The 22,671-nt window shown below is 43.6% G+C and carries 21 protein-coding genes; 10 read left to right on the forward strand and 11 right to left on the reverse strand.

What is annotated here, in order from left to right; translation table 11 throughout:
* Window positions 1-176 precede the first annotated feature (176 nt).
* Window positions 177-653 carry a glycine zipper 2TM domain-containing protein gene (locus F7Y48_RS02440; protein ID WP_046874731.1) on the reverse strand — a complete coding sequence of 159 codons (477 nt, stop codon included), beginning with the start codon at window positions 651-653 and terminating at the stop codon, window positions 177-179.
* Window positions 654-692: 39 nt separating this feature from the next.
* Between F7Y48_RS02440 and aat the strand changes: the two genes are divergently transcribed.
* The 3 genes from aat to infA all read left to right on the forward strand — a co-directional run bounded on the left by aat (window position 693) and on the right by infA (window position 2,398).
* Window positions 693-1,400 (forward strand): leucyl/phenylalanyl-tRNA--protein transferase, encoded by a 708-nt coding sequence (gene aat / locus F7Y48_RS02445; RefSeq protein WP_065645395.1) that lies wholly within the window; start codon window positions 693-695, stop codon window positions 1,398-1,400.
* The gene (locus F7Y48_RS02450; RefSeq protein ID WP_047008548.1) at window positions 1,397-2,098 is read left to right on the forward strand and encodes an arginyltransferase; all 702 of its coding nucleotides are present in this window, start codon (window positions 1,397-1,399) and stop codon (window positions 2,096-2,098) included. Before aat ends, F7Y48_RS02450 begins: the two co-directional genes overlap by 4 nt.
* 81 nt (window positions 2,099-2,179) lie before the next feature.
* Entirely contained in the window at window positions 2,180-2,398 is a 219-nt protein-coding gene (gene infA / locus F7Y48_RS02455) for a translation initiation factor IF-1 (RefSeq protein ID WP_001040192.1), read from the forward strand.
* A gap of 139 nt (window positions 2,399-2,537) precedes the next feature.
* On the opposite strand, the gene clpA is transcribed toward infA, so the two are convergent.
* Entirely contained in the window at window positions 2,538-4,805 is a 2,268-nt protein-coding gene (gene clpA / locus F7Y48_RS02460) for an ATP-dependent Clp protease ATP-binding subunit ClpA (RefSeq protein WP_005390700.1), read from the reverse strand.
* Window positions 4,806-4,855: 50 nt separating this feature from the next.
* Window positions 4,856-5,176: an ATP-dependent Clp protease adapter ClpS gene (gene clpS / locus F7Y48_RS02465; RefSeq protein WP_031780157.1), complete on the reverse strand. Its 321-nt coding sequence runs from the start codon at window positions 5,174-5,176 to the stop codon at window positions 4,856-4,858.
* A 704-nt stretch (window positions 5,177-5,880) separates the two neighbouring features.
* Here clpS and cspD point away from each other — a divergent pair.
* Window positions 5,881-6,099 carry a cold shock domain-containing protein CspD gene (cspD, locus tag F7Y48_RS02470; RefSeq protein ID WP_005378407.1) on the forward strand — a complete coding sequence of 73 codons (219 nt, stop codon included), beginning with the start codon at window positions 5,881-5,883 and terminating at the stop codon, window positions 6,097-6,099.
* A gap of 187 nt (window positions 6,100-6,286) precedes the next feature.
* Here cspD and F7Y48_RS02475 read toward each other — a convergent pair whose 3' ends face one another.
* Window positions 6,287-8,512 (reverse strand): NADP-dependent isocitrate dehydrogenase, encoded by a 2,226-nt coding sequence (locus tag F7Y48_RS02475; RefSeq protein ID WP_258693128.1) that lies wholly within the window; start codon window positions 8,510-8,512, stop codon window positions 6,287-6,289.
* Between the two features lie 311 nt (window positions 8,513-8,823).
* On the opposite strand from F7Y48_RS02475, the gene F7Y48_RS02480 reads away from it, so the two are divergent.
* On the forward strand, window positions 8,824-9,525 hold the full coding sequence (locus F7Y48_RS02480; protein WP_053807161.1) for a pseudouridine synthase: 702 nt from the start codon (window positions 8,824-8,826) through the stop codon (window positions 9,523-9,525).
* An 85-nt stretch (window positions 9,526-9,610) separates the two neighbouring features.
* Here F7Y48_RS02480 and F7Y48_RS02485 read toward each other — a convergent pair whose 3' ends face one another.
* Together F7Y48_RS02485 and F7Y48_RS02490 are read right to left on the reverse strand one after the other, a co-directional pair.
* On the reverse strand, window positions 9,611-10,288 hold the full coding sequence (locus F7Y48_RS02485; protein ID WP_316680664.1) for a DUF2057 family protein: 678 nt from the start codon (window positions 10,286-10,288) through the stop codon (window positions 9,611-9,613).
* Window positions 10,289-10,364: 76 nt separating this feature from the next.
* Entirely contained in the window at window positions 10,365-11,396 is a 1,032-nt protein-coding gene (locus F7Y48_RS02490) for a porin (protein WP_006742133.1), read from the reverse strand.
* A 515-nt stretch (window positions 11,397-11,911) separates the two neighbouring features.
* On the opposite strand from F7Y48_RS02490, the gene dinG reads away from it, so the two are divergent.
* From dinG to xthA, 5 genes are all read left to right on the forward strand, one after another.
* Window positions 11,912-13,987 carry an ATP-dependent DNA helicase DinG gene (dinG, locus tag F7Y48_RS02495; RefSeq protein WP_316680666.1) on the forward strand — a complete coding sequence of 692 codons (2,076 nt, stop codon included), beginning with the start codon at window positions 11,912-11,914 and terminating at the stop codon, window positions 13,985-13,987.
* 14 nt (window positions 13,988-14,001) lie between these two features.
* Window positions 14,002-14,787 carry a sulfite exporter TauE/SafE family protein gene (locus F7Y48_RS02500; protein WP_316680668.1) on the forward strand — a complete coding sequence of 262 codons (786 nt, stop codon included), beginning with the start codon at window positions 14,002-14,004 and terminating at the stop codon, window positions 14,785-14,787.
* A complete protein-coding gene (locus F7Y48_RS02505) occupies window positions 14,784-15,329 on the forward strand; it encodes a primosomal replication protein (RefSeq protein ID WP_048626180.1) in 546 nt (181 codons plus the stop codon). The genes F7Y48_RS02500 and F7Y48_RS02505 overlap by 4 nt, the downstream gene beginning before the upstream one ends.
* The gene (gene rsmS / locus F7Y48_RS02510) at window positions 15,329-15,493 is read left to right on the forward strand and encodes a pleiotropic regulatory protein RsmS (RefSeq protein WP_085343556.1); all 165 of its coding nucleotides are present in this window, start codon (window positions 15,329-15,331) and stop codon (window positions 15,491-15,493) included. The genes F7Y48_RS02505 and rsmS overlap by 1 nt, the downstream gene beginning before the upstream one ends.
* A 94-nt stretch (window positions 15,494-15,587) precedes the next feature.
* A complete protein-coding gene (gene xthA / locus F7Y48_RS02515; RefSeq protein WP_048626179.1) occupies window positions 15,588-16,394 on the forward strand; it encodes an exodeoxyribonuclease III in 807 nt (268 codons plus the stop codon).
* A 97-nt stretch (window positions 16,395-16,491) separates the two neighbouring features.
* Here the strand turns inward: xthA and F7Y48_RS02520 are convergent, their stop codons facing one another.
* The 5 genes from F7Y48_RS02520 to F7Y48_RS02540 form a co-directional block, all read right to left on the reverse strand.
* The gene (locus F7Y48_RS02520; protein ID WP_316680670.1) at window positions 16,492-19,212 is read right to left on the reverse strand and encodes an ImpA family metalloprotease; all 2,721 of its coding nucleotides are present in this window, start codon (window positions 19,210-19,212) and stop codon (window positions 16,492-16,494) included.
* A gap of 155 nt (window positions 19,213-19,367) precedes the next feature.
* A complete protein-coding gene (locus F7Y48_RS02525) occupies window positions 19,368-20,045 on the reverse strand; it encodes an ABC transporter permease (RefSeq protein WP_005390676.1) in 678 nt (225 codons plus the stop codon).
* Between the two features lie 3 nt (window positions 20,046-20,048).
* Window positions 20,049-20,789, reverse strand: a complete 741-nt coding sequence (locus tag F7Y48_RS02530; RefSeq protein WP_006742137.1) for an ABC transporter permease — start codon at window positions 20,787-20,789, stop codon at window positions 20,049-20,051.
* An 81-nt stretch (window positions 20,790-20,870) separates the two neighbouring features.
* A complete protein-coding gene (locus F7Y48_RS02535) occupies window positions 20,871-21,641 on the reverse strand; it encodes an ABC transporter substrate-binding protein (RefSeq protein WP_012841998.1) in 771 nt (256 codons plus the stop codon).
* 82 nt (window positions 21,642-21,723) lie between these two features.
* On the reverse strand, window positions 21,724-22,494 hold the full coding sequence (locus tag F7Y48_RS02540; protein WP_005378438.1) for an ABC transporter ATP-binding protein: 771 nt from the start codon (window positions 22,492-22,494) through the stop codon (window positions 21,724-21,726).
* Window positions 22,495-22,671 lie beyond the last annotated feature (177 nt).

A 22,671-nucleotide genomic window follows, 5' to 3' on the forward strand; every position in this document is an offset into this window, starting at 1 on the left:
TAATTTATGAATATACTCAAGTAGCCTAAAGATGCAGAATTAAAGGCATTGCCAGCGATGTAAATAAGAGCGAAAGAGGCGCGACGAAACAGCAAGCTATTTCGACTTTATTTGACGATAAGCCAGCCCTACTGTGCATGCCTGGTTAGGCTACCTTAGGTTAAAATAACGTAGGATTAATAAGCGATATCAACCCTGACTCCATCATCAAAATATAAGATACGAACTTCATCCCCTCGACTAAATAGCATATTTTTATCAACATCTTGGATAACATTAATCAGCTTGTCGCCCTTCACTTTGATGAGTAGCTCAACTAACTTATATTCAACCGTGTATTGGTAATTACTTTGATTTTGTGCAACCGCTGCACCTGCAAGTGCACCCACGGCCGTCGCAACTTCTCGTCCCGTACCACCACCAAATTGATTGCCGACTAAACCGCCTATTGTGGCACCAAGTAGCGTTTTCCAACCATTACTTTTCGATTGAACAACCTCTTGCTGAGTAATATAACGGACAGAGTCAATCTTCCCATACACCACTTCATTTACCGGCTTGGCAACATTTCTTTCATATGCTGCGTTGGCGGCAAGTGGGAAAAACAGTATGATCCAAAGCCATACTTTCACAATATTTCTTGACCAGGTCATCATAAACTCCTCTGACTCTAATGTTGGTAACGACTTCTTATGGCTATTTATTTAACTGAACTCGATGATACGTTCAACTTTCCCTCACCGTATAAAGCACTCAGCGATCCCAATGGTTTGCTTGCTTTTGGCGGTGACTTAGATCCCATGAGAATCCTCAATGGTTACTATCAAGGCATTTTCCCTTGGTATGGTCCTGGAGAACCTATTCTATGGTGGAGCCCTTCCCCACGCGCTGTTTTTGATCCCTTAGAATTTAAACCGTCTAAAAGTCTCAAAAAATTTCAGCGTAAACATAACTATAAAGTAACGCTCAATTTCGCGACAGAAGAAGTGATTAGACTATGTTCATCAACACGTCCTGCAGAGGAAACTTGGCTCAACGAGGAAATGCAAGCGTCTTATATTGAGTTAGCTAAACTTGGTCACTGTCACTCTGTAGAAGTATGGCATGACAACGAGCTCATTGGGGGACTATATGGCATCTGCGTTGGTCAACTTTTTTGCGGAGAGTCGATGTTTAGCCTAAAAGATAACGCATCTAAAATTGCATTGTGGTACTTATGCAACCATTTGGCGTCAAAGCAAGGTCAATTAATCGATTGTCAGGTTATGAACTCGCACTTGGCATCACTTGGCGCATTTGAACTAGAGCGTAACGAGTTTATGCAAAAACTACTATCTTTAAGAGAAAAACAAACACTATTTGATACCTATAAGCCCCAAGTTTTGCAGGATTCAGTATGAGTACGGATATACAACATATTCGAATTGGATTAACGAATAATCACCCTTGCAGTTACTTGCCTGAACGGCAAGAGCGTGTGGCGGTGGCACTTGATGCAGGGCTGCATACTGAAGAAAACTATCAACTGCTGATGGCCAACGGCTTTCGTCGTAGCGGAGATACCATATATAAACCGCACTGTGAGCATTGTAATGCTTGCCAGCCAATTCGAGTCTCGATTCCGGATGTGACGCTATCAAAAAGCCAGAAGAGGCTGCTCAGTAAAGCACAGCCTTTACGTTGGGAAATGAAACCCGAAATGGATGAGGAATGGTTTGCGCTTTACAGTCGTTACATTGCCAAACGACACAAAAACGGCACTATGTACCCACCAAAGCGTGATGAATTTTCTCGGTTTGCCCAAACCAGCTGGCTGACTACTTTGTTTTTACATATTTACGATGAGTCAAATCAATTACTTGCCATTGCAGTAACAGACGTAATGACTCAATGTTCGAGTGCGTTTTATACTTTTTTTGACCCTGACTACCCGTTATCTCTTGGCACTTTGGCAGTGCTCTATCAAATAAAATACTGCCAAGAAAACAAACAACAGTGGCTTTATTTGGGTTATCAGATTGATGAGTGCCCAGCAATGAGCTACAAAACACGCTTTCAACGCCACCAAAGGCTAGTAAATCAGCGTTGGCGAGGGTAGAATACGCCTCAACTTTACATAATTACTATTTAGCGGCAGAATATAGCCCGCTAATATTGCCTAATTTCTAAAGAGGATTAAATGGCTAAAGAAGACGTAATCGAGATGCAAGGCACAGTCCTTGACACTCTACCAAACACTATGTTCCGTGTTGAACTTGAAAACGGTCACGTTGTGACTGCTCACATCTCTGGCAAGATGCGTAAGAACTACATCCGTATCCTAACGGGTGACAAAGTAACTGTAGAGATGACTCCATACGACCTGTCAAAAGGCCGCATCGTCTTCCGCGCTCGTTAATCTCTGATTTTCGGATGCAATAAAAAACGGAGCAAACTGCTCCGTTTTTTATTGCATGATTTTTATTTCCGAGTAGGTTCAGGCAAACAAAAAGCGCACGATAAAATCGTGCGCTTTTACTTCCCTTACGGGGCAGCGATTAATGCATCGCTGCCTCTTTCTCACTCAAATATTCAAATTTAAGTGTGTCGTTCACTAGCGTTACTTTCACAGTACCGCCGTCGACTAGAGAGCCAAACAACAATTCATTAGCCAAAGGTTTCTTAAGTTGCTCTTGGATAACGCGTCCCATTGGGCGAGCACCCATCGCCTTATCATAACCTTTATTCGCTAACCAATGGCGTGCATCTTGCGATACCTCCATTGATACGCCACGAGCATCAAGTTGCACTTGCAGTTCAACAATAAACTTATCAACAACTTGATGGATAACGCTTTCATCAAGGCTGTTAAACCAGATGATGTTATCAAGACGGTTACGGAACTCAGGAGTGAATACCTTCTTAATTTCCGCCATCGCATCGTGACTGTTGTCTTGCTGAATCAAACCAATTGATTTCTTCTCAGTTTCAGCCACACCCGCGTTGGTTGTCATAACGAGGATGACATTACGGAAGTCTGCTTTACGACCGTTGTTGTCCGTTAGCGTACCATTATCCATCACTTGCAATAGCAAATTAAAGATATCTGGATGCGCTTTCTCAATCTCATCAAGCAACACGACTGAATGTGGGTGCTTGATAACAGCGTCTGTCAGCAAACCACCTTGGTCGTAACCAACATAACCAGGAGGTGCACCAATTAAGCGACTCACGGAGTGACGCTCACCATATTCCGACATATCAAAACGAAGTAGCTCGATCCCTAGAAGCTTAGATAGCTGCACCGTCACCTCTGTTTTACCCACCCCAGTAGGGCCAGCAAACAAGAATGAACCAACTGGTTTGTTATCCACGCCCAAACCTGCACGTGTCAGCTTGATCGCTTCGGATAATGCATCAATCGCATTATCTTGACCAAATACCAACATCTTCATCTTGCTATCTAGGTTCTTCAAGATGTCTTTATCTGAAGAAGAAACCGACTTCTCTGGGATTCGTGCCATCTTGGCAACCATCGCTTCGATATCGGCAACACCAACCGTTTTCTTACGGCGGCTTGCAGGAGCAAGACGACTGCGAGCGCCAGCTTCATCAATGACATCAATGGCTTTATCTGGTAAATGACGTTCATTGATGTATTTCGCCGAAAGTTCTACCGCGGCACGCAGTGCTTTATTGGTGTAACGTACTTCATGGTGTGCTTCGTACTTCGGCTTCAAGCCCATCAAGATTTTAGTTGTGTCATCCAGAGAAGGCTCTACAACGTCTATCTTTTGGAAACGACGGGACAACGCACGCTCTTTCTCGAAAATGTTGCTGTATTCTTGGTATGTAGTCGAGCCGATACAACGCAACTTACCGCTACTTAGTAGAGGTTTGATAAGGTTTGCGGCATCAACTTGACCACCAGAAGCCGCACCCGCACCGATGATTGTGTGTATCTCATCGATGAACAAAATTGCATCTTCTTCTTTTTCAAGCTGTTTCAAAATCGCCTTGAAGCGTTTTTCAAAATCACCACGGTACTTAGTACCAGCCAATAGAGAACCAATATCCAATGAGTAAATCACGCTGTTTTGAATAACTTCCGGGACCTGCCCTTCTACAATTCGCCAAGCAAGACCTTCTGCGATGGCTGTTTTACCTACCCCGGCTTCACCCACTAGTAATGGGTTATTCTTGCGGCGGCGGCAAAGTACTTGAATAGTGCGCTCTAGCTCTTTATCGCGACCAATCAGTGGATCGATATTGCCATCTTTAGCGACCTGATTAAGGTTAGTCGCAAAGCTTTCTAAACGTTCTTCAGAATTCGGCTCTTCGACACTCTCTGAACTGAACGAATCTGATGATGGGTCTTCGCTTGCACCTGACGCTTTAGTAATACCATGGGAGATAAAGTTAACAATATCTAATCGGGAGATGTCGTTTTTCTTCAGTAAGTAGGCGGCATGCGACTCTTGCTCACTGAAGATCGCCACAAGCACGTTTGCACCTGTTACTTCGTTGCGGCCAGACGACTGTACATGAAAGACGGCGCGTTGTAGCACACGTTGAAAACTCAAAGTCGGCTGGGTTTCACGCGTCTCATCACTGTCTGGGATAAGAGGCGTAGTTTGATCGATGAATATATCGAGTTCGTTACGTAAAGCGTCAAGATCCGCTTTACAAGCTAAAAGGGCTTCCTTAGCTGCATCATTTTCCAATAATGCAAGTAGGAGGTGTTCGACAGTCATAAACTCGTGGCGTTTATCTCGCGCCCGAGCAAATGCACCGTTAAGGCTTGACTCTAGTTCTTTATTTAGCATAAGTACCTCCCGAAAAAACAACTTGGGTTGTTCGAGCAAGTCTTCTTTGTTTACGCTTGCTCCATAGTGCAAAGTAGCGGATGTTCATTTTCCCTTGCGTACATCGTAACTTGCGCTACTTTTGTTTCGGCAATTTCTGCACTGTATGTGCCACAGATTGCCTTTCCTTCATAGTGAATCTTGAGCATGATCTGAGTCGCTTTATCAATGTCATGTGAAAAGAATCGCTCAAGTACCTCTATGACGAAATCCATAGGTGTATAGTCATCATTATTTAGTACAACATTGTACAGCTTAGGTGGCTGAACTTTCGTACTTTCTCGCTCCAGAAGATCAGAGTCCGGAGTGACCCATTCAAAATTTTTACTCATGGCAATTCAAAGATATCGTATCAAAGGGTTGATGTTTTCGACCTATAAAAACAATCTACCACAAGCGTGCAGCGCGGTGTAGTGAGATATGGCACCGAATTCGATCTTTGATCGATAAAAGTTGCTACCTAATATAGAGACTAATGCAGGTCTTGAGGGGGCGCAAATAAAAGATGCTTGTCGATAAGTTACACATTTTTACTTATAAAATAACTTTCTTTTTACCCCCTCCGAGCTATTGCGAAACATCTCTCAGTCTTCTACCGAGATCACACTTCCTAACTGAGAATGGGGTAATTATCACGAAAACTTCATTTTTTATTCAGTTAGAGGATTCATCTATCATAAGCAACACGAACAGTATGGTTTTTCCAGTGAATACTACTTTGCAGGCTAATTGACCAAACTTCCGCGTATATACGAAAAACTGTTTGCAAATTTGTTAATCTCAAAAGTGATTTGTTTTCAATTATGTTTCTGTTTGTTGCTTAATGCTATTGACTGTCGGGATTCATTGACTACAGTGGAAAGTGTTGATGCATAAATCGTCATTTTGAATCCATTTGTTTTTAAGCAGCTTGGTGAATGTGATTTCTCATTGACTAGATGTTTGTTAGCGTTCGCTGACAATAGTAGTACCAGGTTAAAGGTATAACTTGGTTGTTGTAACAACTCAGTAAAAAATGCATGAGGGATGTAAAAGCATGGCTACAGGTACAGTAAAGTGGTTTAACAATGCCAAAGGATTTGGGTTTATTTGTTCAGATGAAGAAGAGGGAGATATCTTTGCCCACTACTCAACTATCCAGATGGACGGTTATCGTACACTGAAAGCAGGCCAACAAGTCTCATACGAGATTGAAAAAGGTCCCAAAGGCTGTCACGCGAGTAGCGTCGTGCCTCTTGAAGGTCAAGCCAAATAATTAGAGCGCTGTCGAAAAATAAAAATATTGCTCTCGAAACATCATTTTGATGTTCTGAAGAGAAAAATAAACCCGCCAAGATAGCGGGTTTCTTACTATTTGTAGCTTATGAAATGCAGATAGACCACATACAAAGTATTGATAAAATAAGAAACACGTCGAAAGCGACGTGCTCTTCTCATCTATTTTACTTGTTAATGATCGCGTTAAAGGTTTCGCTTGGGCGCATCAACTTAGAAACCAATGCATCGTCTAGCAGATAGTAACCGCCCAGTTCTCCTTTCACACCCTGTGCGTTGTTTAGCTCAGCGACGATTTTTTCTTCATGCTCTGACAACGCTTTCGCAATCGGTGCAAACTCAGCAGCGAGATCAGCATCGTCTGTTTGCTCGGCAAGTGCTTTCGCCCAGTAAAGTGCGAGGTAGAAATGACTACCGCGGTTATCTAATTCGCCCACTTTACGTGATGGAGACTTGTTGGTATCTAAAAACTCACCAGTCGCTTTGTCTAGCGTATCCGCCAAAACTTGTGCTTTCGGGTTGTTTGCCACCACACTTAGATGTTCTAGGGATGCAGCTAGTGCTAAGAACTCACCTAAAGAATCCCAACGAAGGTGATTCTCTTTTTCTACTTGTTGAACATGCTTAGGAGCAGAACCACCAGCACCAGTTTCAAATAGACCACCGCCATTCATCAATGGAACGATAGATAGCATCTTAGCTGACGTGCCTAACTCTAAAATTGGGAACAAGTCTGTTAGGTAGTCACGAAGAACGTTACCCGTTACAGAAATAGTATCTAGACCCGCTTTCATACGCTCTAGCGAGTACTTACAAGCATCAACAGGAGATAGGATCTTAATCTCTAGACCGTCAGTATCGTGCTCTGGTAAGTACGTATTTACTTTCTTAATGAGTTCAGCATCGTGCGCACGGTTTTCGTCTAGCCAGAATACGGCTGGAACACCTGTTGCACGTGCGCGAGTCACTGCTAGTTTAACCCAATCTTGGATTGGTGCGTCCTTCACCTGACACATACGGAAGATATCGCCTTCTTCAACCGCTTGCTCTAACAATACGTTACCCGCAGTATCAACAACGCGAACAGTACCCGCTGCGTCTAGAATGAATGTCTTGTCGTGAGAACCATACTCTTCTGCTTTTTGAGCCATTAAGCCAACGTTAGGTACGCTACCCATAGTGGTTGGGTCAAATGCGCCATGCTCTTTACAGAAATCAATAACCGCTTGGTAAATACCTGCGTAGCTACGATCTGGAATCATCGCTTTGGTGTCTTTTTGTTTACCATCTGGTCCCCACATTTGACCAGAAGAGCGAAGCATTGCTGGCATAGAAGCATCTACAATAATGTCGCTTGGTACATGTAAGTTTGTGATACCACGATCAGAATCAACCATCGCAAGTTCTGGTTGAGTTTGGTAAACCACTTGAATGGCCGCTTCAATTTCTGCTTTTTGCGCTTCAGGTAGAGACTCAATTTTTGAGTAAACATCACCGATGCCATTGTTTACATCAACGCCTAGCTCTTCAAACAGCTTGCCGTACTTATCGAAAACGTCTTTGTAGTAAACTTTTACTGCATGGCCGAAAATGACAGGGTCAGAAACTTTCATCATTGTCGCTTTCATATGAAGAGACAGCAGCACGTCTTGTGCTTTCGCTTCAGCAATCTCTTTCTCGAAAAATTCAACCAGCGCCTTCTTCTTCATCACTGAAGTGTCAATGACTTCTTTATCTAGTAATGGGAACGCAGACTTGAGCTCTTTAACTGTACCGTCATTACCAACAAACTCGATTTTTACCTCTGTTGCACCAGAGATAGTCGTGGACTTTTCGCTACCAAAGAAGTCATTGTCTGACATGCTCGCAACATGAGACTTAGACTCTGATGACCACGCACCCATTGAATGTGGATTTTTCTTCGCGTAGTTCTTAACCGAAGTTGGAGCACGACGGTCTGAGTTACCTTCACGAAGTACTGGGTTAACCGCACTACCTTTGATTTTGTCGTAAGCCGCTTTAATCGCTTTCTCTTCGTACGTGCTCGGTTCTTCTGGGTAGTTTGGTAAATCGTAACCTTTCGCCTGAAGCTCTTTAATCGCCGCTTTAAGCTGAGGAACTGAAGCTGAAATGTTAGGCAGCTTGATGATATTTGCTTCTGGAGTTTGAGCCAGTTCACCAAGCTCAGTCAACGCATCGCCAATGCGCTGTTCTTCTTTTAGATGCTCTGGGAAGTTAGCGATAATTCGACCTGCTAGTGAAATATCACGAGTATCTACATTGATGCCAGACGATGCTGTGAATGATTGAATGATTGGTAGTAATGAATAAGTTGCTAGCGCCGGCGCTTCATCAGTGATGGTGTAGATAATTGTAGGTTTTTCTGTAGGCATGAAATTTCCCTATTTTTTAATCAACTTGTTGGCTGATCAACTCAGCGTCTGAGTTGGTTTAATTGACGCATTGCTGCACGTTAGCAGTACATGTCTCCTCACTAACGCCACATGCGGTTCGCACTCTTTGTTGTAGTTTGAAGCTCTAAGCTCTGAATCCATGAGTGCACTGATATAATTAAACAAATAACACGAATTAGTCTATCATTCTGTGCGCGTTTGTTAGTTTTAGGCGCGCAAATCATATCCGATCATGAGAAAACTTAAAACTTTCAAACACAGTTCATTTACATTTTTGCAGGGTAGTTAACATGTCATCTCGTACAGGTCAGGAAAAAGGTCGCAGTCGTAACCAGTCTAAAACGGGCCATTTTAAACACTCAGGAGCTCGCAATGGCTCGAAGACTCGTACTCAGCAAGACCGTCGCCCTAATCGCCCAACAAAAAGCCAAAAGCCAAAAGTGGCCCCCAAAGATCGTAAAGTCATTATTTTCAATAAGCCTTACGATACGCTCAGTCAATTTACCGATGGCGATGGTCGCAAAACGTTAGCGGACTATATCCCAATCAAAGATGTCTATGCGGCTGGCCGATTGGACCGAGACAGCGAAGGTTTGATGGTACTCACTAACGATGGCATCTTGCAGGCGAAGCTAACGCAGCCAAAGTCAAAATCCCCGAAGACTTATTGGGTTCAAGTCGATGGCGCTCCTCAGGAGCAAGATCTTGAAAAATTGAGAAAGGGAGTAGAGCTAAAAGATGGTATGACTCTACCAGCCGAAGTTGAAGTGATTCCAGAACCACAAGTCTGGGATAGAACCCCTCCTGTTCGTTTTCGCGCAAATATCCCTACCACTTGGTTAGCCATTACCATTATTGAAGGAAGAAATCGTCAGGTGCGTCGCATGACTGCGCACATTGGCTTCCCTACTTTGCGCCTCATTCGTCATTCGATGGGTGATATCGTCCTTAAAGACCTAATGCCTGGTGAATGGAGAGAAATCTCTCTCTAATAGGCAGAAAAGATAAAAGCAGGCTTAAAGCCTGCTTTTTAGATTCGTACTTTTTCAGTTAAGCCCTATCTAATGAACTAAGGGATTACTGCTCAGCAAGCCAGTTTTTAAATGCCTCTTTTTCCGCCGGAGACGCTTTCTGGTACATCGTCTTTAATACATCAACCATTGGGCTGTCGTTCGATGCGACTGTTGAACGGGTATCACTACTCTCAACTCGAGGCTCGATATCACTTACTGATTGTTGATGCTGATTCACAGTTACATAACTAACGGCAACACTCGCGATACCGCCAGCAATATTGTAGTTACGAGATTCTTGAGGGTAATTACGACCAATTTGAACACCATCTGACTCTAATACATCTTCGACCAAAGTAATAGGTTGACCTTTGGTGTCCAGCAGTTGCCAATCTAAAGGTGAGATGTTGTTTTGCGCTTGACGAAGAGTTTTAAACTCTGGTAGTTCAAACTTTAGTTTTTCATTTTCAACATCAAACTTAGCGATGATCACGTCACTGTAAACTGTCTTAAGGTTTTCGTTTGTTTCAAAAGCAGGTTGATATTTGAAGACAATTTGGTTAGTTCCGTCGGGGATCTCAATTGTCTTCTCACTAGAGAAAAGTCCCCCCTCAAGTTTTGGCTTCTCCATATTGACGGCCAGTAACTTCACGTCTTCTGGAACCACTAAAGTCGTTGCAGCATAAAGGTTTGTACTGGCAAGAATAGACAACGCCATTGCCACTTTTAATGATAACTGCATAGAGTTTTTCATCCTTATCTTCATAGTAAAAGACCCAGCATATAGCTGGGTCTTACAATATCAAACTGGGTATTGATTACCAGTAGAAACGTGCACCAACACCGAAGTCAGTTTTAGAATCAGTTTCTGCAGTTGTTTTACCAGCTTCTAGCTTATCACCATCAAAATTGTAACCCGCTTCTGCGAATACGCGAGCCCATTTAGAGAACTTGTATTCAACGCCAGCGTAAAACTTAGATTGGTCGCCATCTTTCTTGCCAGATTTGTCAGAAGATGACATTACTAGCTCGTAGCCAGAGTAAAGTGTTGTTTTAGGAGCTACAGCGAACATGCCTGCTAGAGAGATACCATGAGAATCGATAGTCTCGTTAGCTGCTTTGTCTTCATTTTCGTTGTAGTAGTACGTAGCACCTAGAGTGTGCTCATCTAGAGCGTATTCAGCAGTTACTTCGAAAGATAGGTTTTCAGTGTTGTTACCTTTAGAAGCAATCTTGTTCTCAGAAGAAAGAACGCCAGCGTGTACAGATAGGTCATTGAAAGACTTACCTACGAATACTTCGCGGATTTCTTCGTTTTGATCTTTCTCACCTAGCGCGTAACCAGCTTTTAGCCAGAATGCGTCATTTTCGTAAGCGTATTTAATTTGAGAAGAGTTGTTCCACGCGTGTCCGTAAAGAAGTGCAGAACCACCGAAGAAGTATGAGTAATCAGCTCCGTAGATGTCATCAGCCCAAGTACCTTCTTTACCAAAACGAAGTGTACCCATATCGCCCATGTCGAAGCCAAAGATGTGACGGCGTACGTATACTGAGTCATCAGTACGCTCGCTTGAATCAGCACCTGCACCGTAGTTGTCACCTAGAGCAACACCGATTTCAACTTCACCTAGAACTTTTAGGTTGTCGTTTACAACGTAAACACCATTTACACCCATACGAGAAGAGCTAGTGTTTAGCTCTGCAGTGTGGTCTGTGCTGTCTAGGAATAGAAGAGTTGGACGTAGCTGACCGTAGAAATCTACAGAACCTTCTTCAGATTTGAATACTTCAGCTGCGTTCACTGAAGTTGCAGACGCAACTACAGCTAGTGCTAATAGAGTTTTTTTCATAATTAATCCACTGCCTTTTCTTAGTTCGGGATATCCTTGTCCGGTTCCCTTTTTTTATATGTTTGAGATAGAGCGTTAACAAAACGTTATACAGCGCCTTCTCAAAATCTGGAGCTAAGAGTGCAAAAGATTATTCTGACTGTCAAATTTTCTAAATACCAATGTAAAAAAACAAAAATAATATTTAAAAACAACAACTTGAAAAGTTTATCTTTATTTATTCGACGAACATCTAATCAATCCTCTTGATTTTTCATAATTTATAAAACCATTAACAATGAGATTTTAAACCCAAAACAAATACTAAAAAACACAATATATAGAATAAAAAACCATACAAATATCATATTTGGAGTTTTATATTTTTCATATAATGAAATTAATTTCATTTAGATAAGGTTCAATATTTTTTTGTGAAGAAGATCTACATTCCTCATAAAAGCATTCCGTTTTGTGAACTACTGTACAACTAGTGATGTGTGCTACTATTCGCCTCCAACGCATTTGAGGCCCGTATGCTGACCAGTAACATTCAAAAATCGATTCGTAATAGCTATCAAAACCTGCAAGATCAACTTGATAACTTTGTACCTAGAAGAGCACAAAACTACCTTGTTGCAGAGATTGCAAAAACGCTGTGCGGTCAGTACCACAAATCTAACCGAATACTGGTTGCAGAAGCAGGGACTGGAATTGGTAAGTCGCTCTCCTATCTAATGGCTGCCATCCCCGTGGCTGTACATAACAATAGAAAAGTGGTTATCTCAACGGCGACCGTAGCTCTGCAAGAGCAGCTCATAAATAAAGACCTCCCTCTTTTTCGTCGGATTACCGACCGAGAGTTTTCTTTTATTTTGGCAAAAGGCCGTCAACGCTATTGTTGTGCAGAAAAACTTGCTTCAGCTTGTGGTGATGATGGTGGTCAGTTAGCCATGTTCGAAACCAAGCCTAAGCAAAAAGATATAGAGCTGTTGGAAACAATGCATCGCTCTCTTGCGCAAGGTAAATGGGACGGTGACCGTGATTCTTGGCCTAAAACCATCGATGATAAGCTTTGGCAACTGATTGTTAGTGATAAACACAGTTGTAATAACAGCTTACCCGGCCATCGCGGATGCCCATTTCAAAAAGCGCGCTCGGAGCTGGATAAGAATGATGTCATCATTGCGAACCACTCTCTCGTCATGGCAGACGCAGACTTGGGGGGCGGAGTAATCTTACCTGAGCCAGAAAACACGATATACGTCTTTGACGAGGCACATCACTTGCCTCATGTCGCCCGCGATCATGCTTCAGCATCTGCGAGCTTAAAAGGTGCGGCAGCATGGCTTGAGAAGTTAAATCAGTCGATTAGCAAGTTTTCGTCGCTCGCAGACGAGAAACGCGTAGCTCGATTTCGCAACGACCTTCAAGACGCGGTTCAGAACTTGATACCAGCACTGGCTCAACTGCCTAAACAGTTCGATCCAGCTCAATTTGAAGAGAGTATCTACCGCTTTGAGCACGGTGAACTACCAGAATGGCTAGAGAACCAATCCAAAGAGTTAAAGCAGTTCAGTAAAAAAGCAAATCAAAGTGTGGCAAAAATTGCCGACCTTATTGCGGAAAGAGTAAAAGATGGGGAGCTTACGACAAGATTGGCTGAACCAGCGCTTGCAGAACTCGGCTTCTACATTCAAAGGTTAGAAAACCTAGCGCAAGTCTGGCACTTGATGGCTGAGCCAACTCGTGAAAAAGGTGCGCCTTTGGCTCGCTGGTTAGAAACCCACCCCGATCGCGAGGGTGATTTCATTGTGAGTGTTTCTCCGCTTGAAATTGGATGGCAACTCGACCAACAAATTTGGAGCAGGTGCATTGGCGCCATTTTAGTTTCCGCAACGATGCGTGCATTAAACTCCTTCCATTACTTTTGCCATCAGGTTGGTATTGATGGAAAACCAGAATCAGGCACACAGTTTTTAGCGCTTGCGTCACCATTCGATTACCAAAACCAGGCAGAATTGCTCATCCCTGCGATGAAATATGAACCACCAGCGCCTCAATTTACTGAATATCTTATTGAGATATTGCCTAAGTACTTGGAAGACAAGAAAGCCAACTTAGTATTATTCTCATCCTATTGGCAGATGAACCAAGTTGCGAAGGCGCTGTCTTCGGAGTTCATAAAAAAAGGCTGGGCGTTGCAAGTTCAAGGTGAAAGCTCACGTCAAGAAATTCTAAAAAAACATAAAAAGCTAATAGAATCAAATAAAACCAGCATCTTATTTGGTACTGGCAGTTTCTCTGAGGGGCTAGATTTACCTGGCGCATTACTTGAAAACTTGGTGATTACAAAAATTCCATTTGGTGTTCCAACCTCCCCTGTCGAACAGGCTCACTCCGAATATATCGAGAAAAAAGGAGGGAACCCGTTTATGCAAATAACTGTACCTGACGCAAGCAAAAAGCTGATCCAGAGCGTAGGTCGCTTACTGCGTAAAGAGAGAGATTCTGGTAGAGTAACGATTCTTGATCGACGCCTAGTCACTAAGCGATACGGACAAGCCTTAATCGACTCACTACCTCCATTTAAACGTAAAATAGAATATTAGAAGAATCACCATTTATGGAAATGATTGAGCCAACTATGCTGTTGGTGTTGGCGCTTGTCGCTTTTGTCGCTGGATTTATTGATGCAGTTGCCGGTGGTGGTGGCATGCTAACCGTACCTGCCCTACTATCGTTGGGCTTGCCGCCTCATATTGCACTAGGCACCAATAAACTTGCGGCTACCTTTGCCTCTTCTACTGCGGCATTTACGTACTACAAGAAACGTTTATTCAAGCCTCAATGCTGGGGAAGAGCATTTGTAGCGACGCTTGTCGGAGCAACATTAGGTACCCTACTTGTGGACGCGATTAGCACGGATTGGCTAGAAAAAGGGTTACCTCTTGTTATTTTAACGGCGGCGTTATACACCGTCTTCCATAAAACACCGCACTCTCCTCATCAAAGTCCAATTCCCGAGCCTTGCCCAAAACTTCATAGAAAACAGTACATGCAAGGATTATCCATAGGGTTCTATGACGGGCTCGCAGGGCCTGGAACTGGGGCTTTTTGGACGGTCAGTTCAATGGCTCTGTATCGGCTGAATATCTTGCTCGCCTCTGGCTTAGCAAAAGCAATGAACTTTACCAGCAACTTTACCTCTTTGATTACGTTTGCAGTCCTCGGTCATATCAACTGGGTGCTAGGCTTAACAATGGGGGTATGTTTAATGGCTGGCGCTTTTGTTGGCGCGCATTCCGCCATTCGGTTTGGTTCTAAATTCATTCGCCCTGTATTTGTTACTGTCGTCAGTATACTGGCCATAAAATTGGCTTATGACGCATGGTTTGTAGGTTTGTCATGAACATTTCTCAACTCCAGGAAAACCTAGAACAAATGGCGAAGCAAGCCGCTGTTCTTGACCGTCAAAGAGGCGAACACCATGTTCCGCTTTTTGATGAGCGCTTATTTGGTTGTCGCTCTCGCTTACTTACTCCTTGCGTAAAAGAAGCAAAAGCCACGCTGGATGCGATTGTGCGTGAGCAAAATGAAGGTAAGCTCACCGCTTTGCGTGCTGAGTACCTCACTGAACGGTTAGTAGCGCAAATAGGTGCGATTCAACGCGAGATTTCTACCACCAAAATTCGCAAGAATGAGATCAAACATAGCAGCCATTTCCGCAAGCCTATTAACGTGCTTTATCAGGAACTCGCTCAACACCAAGAGTGGGCAAGACGCCTGCGCGAAATGGTGTTAGAAAAAGAACGTGCTGTCGAAAGCGCTCCGAGTTTTATGCGTGCCGAAGCTCAGAAAGTGTTACTAGCGACCGAGCAACGTTTGGCTCGTTGTGAGGCAGCGCTTCTGAAACTAGAGAACCAAATTACACATAGGGAAAAACACCAATAATGGCCGAACAACCAACCTCGCCTTTAGATGACGCACCTGAAGAGATCAAATTGGCTGTCGATTTGATCTATTTACTTGAGAGCAATGAGATAGACCCAGAAGTTGCGCTTAACGCTTTGAAGATCGTGCAAAGCGACTTAGAAAACAAATTAAAAACAAAGTAGCCCAACGTTTCGCTCCTTTCACCGAGACTCGTTTTCAGTGCTCTTGCACAATGATACTATTCATAAAAAAGTACGCCCTCAAAAAGGATAAACAATGAAAGTAATCAGCTTTAACATCAATGGACTACGTGCGCGACTGCACCAACTCCAAGCGCTAATCGACAAACACCAACCAGATGTGATTGGCCTTCAGGAAATTAAAGTTCACGATGAAGCATTCCCGATTGAAGCTGTCGAAGCCATGGGCTACAAAGTGTATTTCCATGGTCAAAAAGCGCACTACGGTGTCGCAATGCTTTGTAAGCAAGAACCTCTACACGTACAAAAAGGGTTCCCGACGGATAACGAAGAGCACCAAAAGCGCATGATCATGGCAACGTTTTTAAATGAAAACGGCGAAAAGGTCACGGTGCTAAACGGCTACTTCCCTCAAGGGGATAACATCAGCCACGAAACAAAATTCCCATACAAACGTCAGTTTTATAAAGATCTGATGACCTACCTAAACGATCATCACAATAGTGACGAGCAATTGATTGTTATGGGTGACATCAACATTAGCCCTATTGATGCAGATATCGGTATCGGCGAACCAAACCGTAAGCGTTGGCTAAAAACAGGTAAATGTTCATTCCAACCGGAAGAACGCGAATGGCTGAAAACCTTGCTAGATTGGGGCTTTGAGGACACCTTCCGCAAGCTATATCCAGAAGTGAACGATCAATTCTCGTGGTTTGATTATCGCTCTCGCGGATTTGATGATAACCGAGGTCTACGAATTGATGTCATTTTGGCGACCCCTTCTCTCGCGCAAAAATGTATTGAGTCGGGTATCGATTATGAATTGCGCGGTATTGAAAAACCTTCAGACCACGCTCCAATTTGGTCGACGTTCAAGTAATACATAACTGAGCAATAAGCGGGACTCAACGCTAAGCTTAACCCATGAAAAAGGGAGACTCTGTCTCCCTTTTTCATGCAAGTTACTTTCTACTCAGCTAGTTCAGCGGCCAAACCGTTTGACCATCAACACTGACTGGCGTTTGAGCAAATTCGTTCAGACAGTAGCCGGTATTGCTGCTTGCAAAGTAAGTGAGAGGCATCGGTGGTAGATTCAGCGCCACAACCTGCTGTTTCGCTTTTTCTGTGAACGAGAAGCCCCACATATCTAAATAGCTCGTCATGTCTCGCTGAGAGATGTAGCTCAGAGCAATAAGCAACCAGTCGTTGTTTGAGATGCTATTTGCCTCTTCACGAGAGTAGTTGGCGAAACCAATACTCAATCGTCTCTCATTCCAAAGCGCATCATCCGATTTTAAGCGGTTAAACTCACGTTCAATCAGGTGCAATCGCGCCAATAAATGCCAACCATTTTGCAGTACACCTTCATGCTGCGTCGCCATCATCATTTGAATGTAAACGCGAGCTCCCCAACTCCAACCAGTTTGATTTTGCGCTGCCATGTAAGCGTTTGGATCCGCTTGAGTTCGGCTTGCTTGCAATAATTCAAACTGGCCTTTGAAATCCAAGCTTTGGCAAGTTGAAACTTTCCCCGTATTCTGGAAGAAACGAGACTTACTGTAATACGAGTAGTAATTGGTCGTTGAATGCCCTTCCCAGCCTGCAAATCGGAATCGACCTTTTTCCAAGCCATGACCAAGCTCATGTAAATCACCGTGACCGAGTGGGCTGAATGACCAGTAAGCATCGTATGGGTTACCAGAACAGCCGTAACCACACGTCGCTTGGTCAGCGTTCATATGCTTCACCATATCAATATTGGCGATTTCCCAACCTTGATTTTTGGCATACTGGATAATTTCCGGAACCTGATCGATACCCGGCCCTTGGAAACCAGCCAAGACATGTGGGTAGTTATGAACATACTCTTCTGTCGCTAGCGCCATTTCAGCTGGTGTCGACCACATCTCATCGTTGACAGATTCAAGCATTTTGTCACGTTTAGAGTGTACCTCAAATCCAGGCGTGATCAGTTCAGCCCAATCGAACAAATTCGCTTCAAGCTCCTGAATAAACGCATCGTTATCCTTTTCACTTCTCCATACAGGGTGTTGCGCTACATGGCTAAATGTTAGAGCTACTGGTACATCATTATTGGTAAAGTGAACCTGGATAGGCCCGCCATAAGGTGAAGTCAGCGTGATGGTTTCACCCGGCTTCACCTCATAGGCGAAAGAAGTCAGCATTTTTGGTCGCGTGTATCCATCTTTGCTGAACTCATGAGTTGCGCCACTTCTTAAACTGTTGATGACAATTTTAGTCGTCACTTCATTACTGTCATTGCGCGTGACCGTAAAGGTCTCCCCAGGAAGCGCATACACACCAGCAGAGCGGAAGTTACGCTTTGATTCCATATTAATCGTTGCGCTGATTCTCTTTACTTCAGGGCTAAACCCACTACGGCTGAAGTTCCCCATATTTGGTTGTTTTGGGTTTACGCTTCGGCTGTTGTATTGCACGTAATCGGCAAAGTACGACTTTAGGAATTCGGTCGTTTGGGTTGACTGTTTGTCCATTGGGAAGACAACCGTTTGACGATAATGATCAGCCAGCAATACCATGAGTTTTTCGTATTGGTAGCCGTCTTGATTAAACAAATCTACTTTTTGTTCATCAAGCTTTTGCAACCGATGGCGAATACTGTTTGCCCCTGCATAAAATTGACTTTCCATATTCGCAGTGTCAGGACAAGATTTGTCATCACACTGTGACAAGTCAACATTGAAGTTTTGAGATTCAAAACGAGACAACAGCGCTTGTTGCGTAGCAACAGAGTCTGGCACGAAGTTCATGAGTGATGAAGGCGCCCAATCAACCAAGCCTAACTTACGCCAATAGTTATCTCCCACATAATCAACATGGAATTTTTCCAAAATGTCTCGGCCAAGTTCAGTTAGTCCTCCATCCCAATGCAGGTATAGAACAGGAATTTGGGCTTGCTCAGCGTATGCCAGAGCATCGAGTACTTGTTGGTTGGTGTCGCCAGATTGCAGATGCTGTGACAAGATCAATAAGTTTGGAGTATTGGTTTGCAAGCAGCTAAGTAGCTTCGAACCATCGCATAGGTTGGCCTCGTTAAACGCCAACTCTTGTGAAACATTGTCTTTCAGCCAATTCCGAGTCGCTTGCTCATCAGGGAAGTAATAAGACTGATCCATTTGCGCGATGACAACGTTTGAAGTAGTTCCGCCTGACAACCAAGTGACCAGGTTGCTTAGCCATTGAGTCATCGCTGCATTCGAAGACTCGGGAAAGCGTTGTGCCGTTCTAAATGGGTTACTACCTAATAGTGCATAACGTTGACCATTAGCTTTTTCTCCAGCAACGCCAATTGACAACGCCTGATCTTTATAACCGTTGGCCATGGCCTTGTTGGTCATCAAGATGGTGTCGTTGAACCCATACTGAGGTGCCAAGATCGCTGCATCATGGGTTGGATCCCAATAAAGGCCAGAAAGGTTTTTCGCAATTGCAGATTTGATCGTATTCGACTGTTTCTTGTGCCCTTCCACAACTTGCCGACTTTCTCGGATGAAATCGTTCGGGTCAGAAACGAGCAGTGCATTACCAGTTTCCAGAGCTTGTTGAACTGGAGCTGGCGTTGGTTTTACTTGAGCATTAGATTGTGACTCTCCCTCTCCCCCACCACATCCAGTGGCAACGGCGGCAAGGCCCAACGATAGAATTGTTTTTTTCATTTTTACTTACTAAACAATGGGTTTATCAAATATTAATGTAAGTACATGAATAAAAAGAAATAGTCTTTTGTATCGGTAGGAAAAATAGGAATGAAGATAACAAAATCATCAAAAAGCAATGGTACCCATTTCGATACCATTGCTGACATTAATTATTAACTTAAAGGACGTAGGTATGCCAAGAAGCGCTTCTCTGCCACTTTAAAGCACCACAAGATCATAAACGTCAGTGCCATGTAGAACAGCCCCGCCGTTAGGAAAGATTCAAATGGCGCATAGTAACGTGAGTTAACTAAACGCGCAGCGCCAGTTAGATCCATAATGGTAACGATACCCGCGACCGCACTACCGTGCAGCATGAAAATCACTTCGTTTGAATAAGCTGGTAATGCTCGACGCAGTGCACTAGGCAAGATGATACGTCTGTATGTCATAAACTTACTCATCCCATACGCTTTGGCAGCTTCTACTTCACCTTTGGGCAAGCCATTAATCGCACCACGAATAATTTCTGCTGTATAAGCCGACGTATTAAGAATAAAAGCGACTAAAGCACAAAACCAGGCGTTTTCCCACAAGGTATCTTTCACAGGAAAGAACTGATCCATACCGTAGTAAATCAAATACAACTGGACCAACAACGGCGTTCCACGGAAAAAGTAAATGAATCCCCAAGAAGGTAAGCTAAAGGCATAATTCGTACTATTACGTGCCACGGCTAATGGAATCGAGACACACAAACCGATAACCAACGCTAATCCTACCAGCCAAACTGTCGTCCAAAGTCCCTGAAGATAAGTTGGGAAACTTTCAATAATCAAAGAAAAATCCATAACTTACCTCGCATGAATACTGAACTTACGCTCAACAAGCTTGAGTAGCCCGGTCGAAACGCTGGTAAAAAACAGAAAGATGAGCGCGACAGCCATGTAAAAGGTAAACGGCATTTTCGTCGTACCCGCCGCCAACGAGCTCATTCTCACCATGTCATCCAGGCCGATGATGGAAACTAACGCAGTGGTCTTGAGTAACACTAACCAGTTATTACCAAATCCAGGTAATGCATGACGAATCATCTGAGGCAGTAAGATTCTTCTAAACGATAAGGCTGAGCTCATACCATAAGCTTTCGCCGCTTCTAGTTCACCTTTGTCCACCGCCATGATCGCTCCGCGAAAAGTCTCCGCCATGTAGGCACCAAAGATAAAACCAATCGTGAGTACACCTGCAATAAATGGGCTGACATCAATATAGTCGGGTAAGTAAGACGTCCATTCATGGTTTGGATCACTCGAAGCAAACCACTCATTGAGCGTTTCGTTAATGGAGTACAGGCTATTGTTTAAAAGTATTTGTCCACCAAAGAAAATCAGCATCATCAGAACCAAATCAGGAATGCCGCGAATGACGGTGGTGTAAAGAGTGGCAATCGCCCTTGCCCATTTGTAAGGCGCTAACTTAGCTAATGCGCCAAGCATACCTAAGATCACGGCAAGAAGGAGTGAAAGCACTGCAACTTCTATCGTTACTAAAGCCCCTTTTAAAATCGAAGCTTCGTATCCTTGTAAATCTAGCATAGGTGAGTTCCTAATCCCTAAACTCAAAAAATCGACCGTTGACTACTTCTAGGAACAAGCCAACGGTCGCTTAATTACGGTTTATTCACCGTACACATCGTAGTTAAAGTATTTACCAGCAATTTCTTGATAAACACCTTTCTCACGTAGTGAAATTATCGCCGCGTCCAATTTCTTCGTTAGATCTTTATCTTGTTTACGCACGGCAATACCAAAACCTTCACCGAACCACTTAGGATCGGTCAATGACGGACCAACAAACTCGTACGCGTCGCCGCCCGCTTTATTAAGCACACCTTCTTCTAGAGCAGAGGCGTCGCCCAATACAGCGGCAACACGACCATTGGCTAAATCTAGGTAAGCCTCATCAAAAGAACCGTAACGAACAATTTCTACTTTATCGCCATAGTTATCTGTCAGATATTTGTCGTGTGTTGTTGCACGTTGAACGGCGATTTTCTTGCCGTCTAGGTTGTCAAAATCCAGATTCGCGCCCTTCTTGGCAATAAATTTGTTTGGAATCAGTGCGTATTTGCCAGTGAAATCGACTTTCTTCTTACGCTCTTCAGTAATAGACATCGCAGCGATGATTGCGTCGTACTTACGCGCTAATAGAGAAGGAATGATGCCATCCCAATCTTGCGCGACAATCTTACATTTCACTTGCATTTCTTCACAAAGCGCGTTGGCCATGTCTACGTCGAAGCCTTTCAGAGAACCATCAGTTTCTGTCCAGCTAAACGGAGGGTAAGCACCCTCAATGCCGAAGCGAACTGTTTTCCATTCTTTCGCTTGAGCGACACCAGATACTGCCGTTGCAGCGATCGTTGCTGCTAATAACCACTTTTTCATTTCCATACTCCTGTGATTGCTATTTTATTTCGTTTTGTTTGTTGTGCTGGCTTAGGAGGCAATAGTCTGCCGCCTAAAAATATTAGTAAATGGATGAGATAAACTGCTGTAATCGTTCTGAATCCGGGTTTGTAAATAGCTTAGCTGGATTTCCCTGTTCTTCCACTAAGCCTTGATGCAAGAACATCACATGGTTTGATACGTCTCGCGCAAATGCCATCTCGTGCGTGACCACCAGCATGGTTCGTCCTTCATCTGCCAAATCTCTCATTACCCCTAATACTTCCCCAACAAGTTCTGGGTCAAGCGCAGAGGTTGGCTCGTCAAACAACATCACTTCAGGGTCAACTGCTAGCGCACGGGCAATAGCGGCACGTTGCTGCTGACCGCCAGATAAGTGCCCAGGATAATAGTCTTTACGCTCATATAGGCCTACTTTCTTAAGCAAGACTTCTGCGTTTTCAATCGCTTGGGCTTTTGGTACGCCTAGAACATGAACAGGGGCTTCAATCACGTTTTCTAGTACTGTCAGGTGTGACCATAAGTTGAAACCTTGGAACACCATCGCTAGACGTGAGCGAATACGTTGCACTTGCTTTTCATTAGCAGGAACGGATTCCCCTGCTCGGTTGTTCTTCATTTGGATTAATTCACCATTCACCCAAATTTCGCCTGCGGTAGGCGTTTCTAGCAAGTTGATACATCTAAGAAAGGTACTCTTACCAGAACCGGAAGAGCCAATGATGGAGATGACATCTCCTTTGTGCGCGGCAAGAGAAATTCCCTTGAGAACTTCATTTTGTCCAAATGTTTTGTGCAGGTCTTTTATATCTAGCGCTGGTACATCATTCATGCGCTCTACTCCCTGTGTTTTTTGTCACTGCAATTAAGGGACTCCGCCCTCTCTAATTCGGAACAAATTAGCACCACACCCTGAAACTTGCAACAAATTATTAACCTAAATAATTCGAATAGAAAGATACGATAGCCAAATTAATATGCAATATATAGCAACTTATTCTTCAAAAGC

Origin of the sequence: Vibrio sp. 2-1-2a, from assembly GCF_032648565.1 — a bacterium.
GTDB classification, from domain to species: Bacteria; Pseudomonadota; Gammaproteobacteria; order Enterobacterales; family Vibrionaceae; genus Vibrio; species Vibrio diabolicus.

Bases quoted from the DNA above. Each gene is read 5' to 3' on its own strand.
- F7Y48_RS02440 (WP_046874731.1), bottom strand. From the start codon at position 653: ATGACCTGGTCAAGAAATATTGTGAAAGTATGGCTTTGGATCATACTG.
- aat (WP_065645395.1), top strand. From the start codon at position 693: ATGGCTATTTATTTAACTGAACTCGATGATACGTTCAACTTTCCCTCA.
- F7Y48_RS02450 (WP_047008548.1), top strand. From the start codon at position 1,397: ATGAGTACGGATATACAACATATTCGAATTGGATTAACGAATAATCAC.
- infA (WP_001040192.1), top strand. From the start codon at position 2,180: ATGGCTAAAGAAGACGTAATCGAGATGCAAGGCACAGTCCTTGACACT.
- clpA (WP_005390700.1), bottom strand. From the start codon at position 4,805: ATGCTAAATAAAGAACTAGAGTCAAGCCTTAACGGTGCATTTGCTCGG.
- clpS (WP_031780157.1), bottom strand. From the start codon at position 5,176: ATGAGTAAAAATTTTGAATGGGTCACTCCGGACTCTGATCTTCTGGAG.
- cspD (WP_005378407.1), top strand. From the start codon at position 5,881: ATGGCTACAGGTACAGTAAAGTGGTTTAACAATGCCAAAGGATTTGGG.
- F7Y48_RS02475 (WP_258693128.1), bottom strand. From the start codon at position 8,512: ATGCCTACAGAAAAACCTACAATTATCTACACCATCACTGATGAAGCG.
- F7Y48_RS02480 (WP_053807161.1), top strand. From the start codon at position 8,824: ATGTCATCTCGTACAGGTCAGGAAAAAGGTCGCAGTCGTAACCAGTCT.
- F7Y48_RS02485 (WP_316680664.1), bottom strand. From the start codon at position 10,288: ATGCAGTTATCATTAAAAGTGGCAATGGCGTTGTCTATTCTTGCCAGT.
- F7Y48_RS02490 (WP_006742133.1), bottom strand. From the start codon at position 11,396: ATGAAAAAAACTCTATTAGCACTAGCTGTAGTTGCGTCTGCAACTTCA.
- dinG (WP_316680666.1), top strand. From the start codon at position 11,912: ATGCTGACCAGTAACATTCAAAAATCGATTCGTAATAGCTATCAAAAC.
- F7Y48_RS02500 (WP_316680668.1), top strand. From the start codon at position 14,002: ATGGAAATGATTGAGCCAACTATGCTGTTGGTGTTGGCGCTTGTCGCT.
- F7Y48_RS02505 (WP_048626180.1), top strand. From the start codon at position 14,784: ATGAACATTTCTCAACTCCAGGAAAACCTAGAACAAATGGCGAAGCAA.
- rsmS (WP_085343556.1), top strand. From the start codon at position 15,329: ATGGCCGAACAACCAACCTCGCCTTTAGATGACGCACCTGAAGAGATC.
- xthA (WP_048626179.1), top strand. From the start codon at position 15,588: ATGAAAGTAATCAGCTTTAACATCAATGGACTACGTGCGCGACTGCAC.
- F7Y48_RS02520 (WP_316680670.1), bottom strand. From the start codon at position 19,212: ATGAAAAAAACAATTCTATCGTTGGGCCTTGCCGCCGTTGCCACTGGA.
- F7Y48_RS02525 (WP_005390676.1), bottom strand. From the start codon at position 20,045: ATGGATTTTTCTTTGATTATTGAAAGTTTCCCAACTTATCTTCAGGGA.
- F7Y48_RS02530 (WP_006742137.1), bottom strand. From the start codon at position 20,789: ATGCTAGATTTACAAGGATACGAAGCTTCGATTTTAAAAGGGGCTTTA.
- F7Y48_RS02535 (WP_012841998.1), bottom strand. From the start codon at position 21,641: ATGAAAAAGTGGTTATTAGCAGCAACGATCGCTGCAACGGCAGTATCT.
- F7Y48_RS02540 (WP_005378438.1), bottom strand. From the start codon at position 22,494: ATGAATGATGTACCAGCGCTAGATATAAAAGACCTGCACAAAACATTT.